Raw genomic sequence first — 5,456 nt, forward strand, 5'->3', positions numbered from 1 at the left:
TGGGGAGATCTCCTGTCCGCGACCGGGGAGGCTATCTGTCCGTCAGTGGGGAGCCCTCATGTCCGCCACTGGGGAGTTTTCCGTGTCCGCTCACACAGGAAACATCCGGCTCAAGGCAGCTCGCGTGGCTGCCGGCTTCAACTCGCAGCAGCACTTGGCAGACGCCCTCACCCACAGCGCCAAGGAGATGGGCATCCGCGGTCTGTCGATCGGAGTGCGTCAGGTACGACGGTGGGAGTCGGACAATCCGCCCTGGCCACAGCCGGACTGCCAACGGGTTCTTGTGCACCTCCTGGGGCAGAGCATGGAGTCGTTGGGCTTCAATCCTCCGTGGGGCTCCAACGGTCCGCGGCCCGACGGGACACGGCGGACCCTTCTGGCAGGTGGCGCAGCCGCACTCGGGTTGGCACTTGTCCCTGGTCAGGCCGTGGCTGCTACGCACCCCACCACGGTCGGCACGGACTTCGCAGCCGTAACCCGGTCTCATCGTCGGCTCTACTGGTCCGTGGCTCCGGCCAAGCTGCATCCGGCCGTCATCGCGCACGCAACGCTCGGATCCGTACTGCTTCCGGAGACGAAGGACGCCACACGTCGTACGGTCGCGGCGGCGCTCGCGGAGTCGTATCTCCTCGCCGGCCGGATCGAGTTCTTCGACCGTCGTGAACCGAGCAGTGCGAGCGACACGCTGCTCCTGGCTCTGCAGTCTGCGGGCGAGGCGGACGACCCACTACTGGGTTCGGCGATTCTCGCGCACATGGCGTTCATCCCTGGCTGGGTGGGCGATCGCGACGCGGCGCTGGAGAGGATGATTGCGGCCCGTACGTATGCTCGCCGAGCATCGGCATCGGCGGAGTTTCTGGCGTGGCTCGACGCCGTGGAGGCCGAGTGCGAGACCCGATGCGGCAACACCCGTACGGCATTGCACCTGATCGGGCACGCCGAGGACGTTCTCCAGCAGGGGAACGAGTATCCCTCACCCGAGTGGATGGACTGGTTCTCCCCGGCACGCCTGGCGGCCTTCAAGGGGAACACGCAGCTGATCGAGGGCCACCTGCCCCAAGCCCGTGAGTCTCTTCTGGGCGCCCTGGAAGCAATGTCAGTCGGAGAGGACAAACAGCGCAGCGTCGTGTACGGCGACTTGGCCGCCGTCGAGGCCGCCTCCAACAACCCTCACAAGTCGTGCGAGTATGCCGGCCGGGCCCTGGATCAGCTCGCCATCACCTGGTACGCGACAGGCATGGAGCGAGTGCGGGAGGTACGACGCGCGCTCGCCCCGCACCAGCACGAGAGCTGCGTCCGGGACCTCGACGACCGTCTGTACGACTGGTCGACGACGGTCAGCGCGCTGAGTCGTTGAAGTCGCGAATCCGCCGGGGGAGTTCGAGGAGACTGTCGACACGGAAGGTCGGAAGCTCCCGGGCTTCGGGGCGGTTCCACTGGATCGTGGCCCATGGACCGCGGCGTACGAGCGCCGTGTGCATCCCGGCTTCCAGCGCCGGGCGAATGTCGTTGTCACACCGATCCCCGACGTAGAGAACCTCGCGAGCCTCGAACGGCACGGCGGCGGCGACCCGCTTGAAGAACTCGGGATCGGGTTTGTGGGCGCCCCAGTCGTCAGAGGTGCCGATCAGATCGACGTCCTCGGAGAACAACGACCGCAGAATCCGCCCCGCCCGGACGGTCTGGTTGCCCGCGATGCCGATCCACAACCCATCTGCCCGGAGCTGAGCCAGGGCTGGACGGACGTCCTCGTACAGGTCCTCCTCGCCGAAGGACTCCGCCTGCCCCGCAGCGACCCGCTTCTCGCGCTCCTCGTAGAGATCGAAACCGGGCCGGAACTCCTGGAAGGTCTCCCGGTAGTCGCGTCCCTGGGCGATGACGGCACCGAACATCGCGTGGAAGGTGTGGCGAGGCACCGCGAGCCAGTCGGCCCAAGTTCCGTACTCACGGGTCTCGTCCACGAGGCACTCACCGACGTCGAAGACCACTGCGAGAATCATGGGGGCAGGGTAGCGCGACGCATGTGGGCTATATGGGGCGCACAAGACTTCAAACCGTGCAAAATCGAGCTACTCGGATATGAGTGATCAAGTGCATTTATCTGAGTAGATCTCGCAATGCTGGACCAGTTGAGAGACCCGGGGTGGCCTGGGAGTCGGAGCAATGAGGTGGGGGCAACATGCTCTTCGAGGCGGAAGTCGGTGTTTCCGGAGACTGTGGGTAAGCCGTCAGCCGGCCGCAACAGCCGAGTACGTCCACACGTCCGCCGGGATCTCATGCTTCAGTCGCCACCTAATGGCCATCGGCTTGCTCCCCTTGTGACCGTCGTACTCGGCGGGCCCAAGCAGCATCCACGGCTGGGCTCCTCCGATGTCGGTAGTCTTGTAACGGCGTACGAAGAGCAGGATGTGGCTGCCTTGAGCGGCGTGATTCTGGTAGCGGAGGCCGGTGGGGGACGTGGCCGATGTTTGGTTCTGCGACTCCCAGTGGAAGAGCGTCTCGTTCAGTGCGTAATCGTGGTAGCGAGTCTGCGGTGAGAAGTCCTTCTCGTCCTTTTCCAGGGTGATGAGCAGCGCGTCGGTCTTAATGGAGTCGCACCACTTAACGCCCTCCCGGAAGTCACCTGGCATGAAGCCACCGATGTTGGACTGGCCAAGTGCGGGGAGGATCTCTTCACGGCTGTACGAGGCGTGAATGGTCAGGGGGACTCCCTTTGGGTCGCCGATCCCGATGAGCGGAATCGGGACGTGCTCGGTGTGAGCGAGGTTGTACTCCAGCACTTGCCGTAGCTCATTGCGCACGGCGTGCTGGTTGCGGAGTGCTGCAAAGCCGGAGTCGTAGTCCGCGAAGCCCTTGCGGGCGACGCCGCCCAAGGGCCACAGCTGGAAGAAGAGCATGCGGGCATAGGTTTGCTGCTGCTCGTCGAGGGCGCCGTATGGCGGGGCGTCGTCCTCCAGCATCCGTGTGTACGCGGCAACGCGCAGCGGGTCGTCGACGTGAAGGAAGGCGGACACCCGCTTGAGGAGCGCTGCTTCTCCTTCTGGTGCCTCCCCCTTCAACAGGCCAGAACGCCGGAGCAGGCCGGTCCACGAGTTCCCGTTGCCTCGGTAGAGCTCCTTGAGCTCGCGCCCGCTCTCGTAGAGATAGCGACTCAGCTTCGGTTCGGCGTAGTCGGCCACCTCGCGTGCCAGCGCTGTGACGTTGACGCCGATCTGTTCCTTGATGTTGGCGATGATCGCTCTCTTCGCCTTCTCCTCCAGGATGATCTGGCAGCCAGAGGGAAGCTGCGGGAAGTCGTGTTCGATGTGCTCCAGGAGGCGCTTGCGCGTCAGGTTTGTGAGGGCTCGGAACTGGTTCTCGAAGCGGAACTCTTTGCGATGCTGGCCGATGAAGTCCAGCACGGTCAGGACCGCCTTGTTCTCGCTGCGGCGTAGGCCGCGGCCGAGCTGCTGGAGGAACACGGTCGCGCTGGAGGTCGGGCGGAGCAGGAGCAGTGTGTCCACATCGGGGATATCGAGGCCTTCGTTGAAGAGGTCGACCGAGAAGATCACCTGTAGTGCCCCCGATGCGAGGTCAGCAAGAGCTTGCTTGCGTTCCTCGGCCGGCGTCTCGCCCGACAGGGCTACGGCATTGAGGCCGGCCCTCCGGAAGTACTCCGCCATGAAGTGCGCGTGCGCGACGGAGACGCAGAAGCCGAGTGCCTGCATGCCTCCAGGCTCGGCAACCTTATCCTCAACGGCCTTCACGACCAGGCGTGCTCGTGCGTCGTTGCCGGTCAGTACGTTGCTCAGAGCGCTTGCGTCGTACGCACCGCGCTTCCACTCGATGGCGCTCAGGTCGGTGTTGTCACTGATGCCGAAGTAGTGGAAAGGGCTCAGGAGATCGTTCTCCAAGGCCTCCCACAGCCGCATCTCGGCGGCGATCCGGCCACCGAAGAACTGGTCTTGGATGTTCTTGCCGTCCATGCGCTCGGGGGTGGCGGTCAGCCCCAGCAGCTCTAGTGGCTCGAAATGATCGAGGATCTTCCGATACGTCGGTGACGTGCCGTGATGGAACTCGTCGATCACGATCACGTCGAAGTGATCAGGCGCGAGCTGGTTCAGGGCACCTGCGTTGAGCGTCTGCACACTGGCGAAGACGTGCGTCCAGTGTTCCGGGATGTCGCCACTGTGCAGGGGCTCGCCGAAGTTGGCGTTGACCAAGACGTCTTGGTAGGTGCGGAGCGCCTGCTGCAGGATTTCCTTGCGATGGGCGACGAACAGTAGTCGCAGGTCACGGCCGTACTTCTTGCGTAGTTGCTTGTAGTCGAGTGCTGCCATCACGGTCTTGCCGGTGCCTGTCGCTGCGACGAGCAGATTCCGGTGCCGGTCATGTACCTCGCGCTCCACCTCCAGCCGCTCTAGCATGTCGCGCTGATGCGGGTAAGGCCGTACCTCGAGGCCAGACAGCGTGATGCCGCGGTCCCGTGCCGTCTTCGAAGAGGTGCCTGCCGCAATGGCCAGCGCTTCCTGAAGTCGGTTTCCGTCCGTCACTGGGTCATAAGTCTCGAAGGACGGATCGCTCCAGTACGCCTCGAAGGTTGCGTCGAATTTTCGTAGGACGTCGGGTGTGGCGATGGACGACAGCCGGACGTTCCATTCCAGGCCGTCCAGCAACGCGGCCTTGGAGAGATTGGAGCTGCCGACGTACGCAGTGTCATAACCGCTGTTGCGGCGGAACAGCCAGGCCTTCGCGTGCAGCCGCGTCGACCGTGTCTCGTAGTTGACCTTCACCTGAGCGTTGAACTCTTGCACCAGCCTGTCCAGCGCGCGCCGCTCGGTTGCTCCGATGTACGTGGTGGTAATGACACGTATGGGTATGTCGCGCTCATGGGCCGCTTTGAGGGACTGCTCTATGATCCGCAGCCCGTGCCACTTCACGAATGCGCAGAGCAGGTCGATCCGGTCGGCGGTGGCTAGCTCGGCGCGCAACTCGAAACCGAGGCTCGGATCTTCCGGCGAGTTCGTGAGCAGGGCGGTATCGGAGAGTGGGGTGGCGGGGCGAACAGCGAAGACGCCTGGCGCCTCCTGCTTGGTCAGCGCTAGGAGTTGGCGGGGACCGGTAGCCACCAGATCCGCCCACTCCTGTGCCCCATTGAGTGTGCTGATGGATTCCAGGATGTGATTTGCGGCGTGCACCCGCTCCTCCGGTGGGAGGCCTTGCAGCACCCGCCGCACCGTCCCGGCCACGTGGCGTGCTAGCACGTGAGGCACCGACTCGGGTCCTACTGCGTCGCTCACCGGGTGCCAACCAAGGTCGGCGAGTTCTTTCAGCCTCTGCTCAAACCGCAGCGTGATGAGTTCCTCGTACACACCCGCAAGGGGTGAGGTGCCCCGAAGTTTCCGGACAGGGACCCAATAGGATCTCTACGTAAGGAAACGAGAGGCAAGACGTGGCACCACCCAGTAAGTACTCGC

General features: G+C 64.1%; 3 protein-coding genes. 1 reads left to right on the top strand and 2 read right to left on the bottom strand.

What is annotated here, in order from left to right:
• Positions 1 to 82: 82 nt before the first annotated feature.
• Positions 83 to 1,357, top strand: a complete 1,275-nt coding sequence (locus ACZ3TS_RS42335; RefSeq protein WP_467628397.1) for a transcriptional regulator — start codon at positions 83 to 85, stop codon at positions 1,355 to 1,357.
• Here ACZ3TS_RS42335 and ACZ3TS_RS42340 read toward each other — a convergent pair.
• Together ACZ3TS_RS42340 and ACZ3TS_RS42345 are read right to left on the bottom strand one after the other, a co-directional pair.
• Positions 1,338 to 2,000 carry an HAD family hydrolase gene (locus ACZ3TS_RS42340; protein WP_467628400.1) on the bottom strand — a complete coding sequence of 221 codons (663 nt, stop codon included), beginning with the start codon at positions 1,998 to 2,000 and terminating at the stop codon, positions 1,338 to 1,340. The two genes, ACZ3TS_RS42335 and ACZ3TS_RS42340, sit on opposite strands and share 20 nt — an antisense overlap.
• A 228-nt stretch (positions 2,001 to 2,228) precedes the next feature.
• Positions 2,229 to 5,351, bottom strand: coding sequence for a DEAD/DEAH box helicase (locus ACZ3TS_RS42345; RefSeq protein WP_467628403.1), 3,123 nt, complete (start codon positions 5,349 to 5,351; stop codon positions 2,229 to 2,231).
• Positions 5,352 to 5,456 lie beyond the last annotated feature (105 nt).

The organism is Streptomyces sp. NPDC022910 (genome assembly GCF_055561075.1).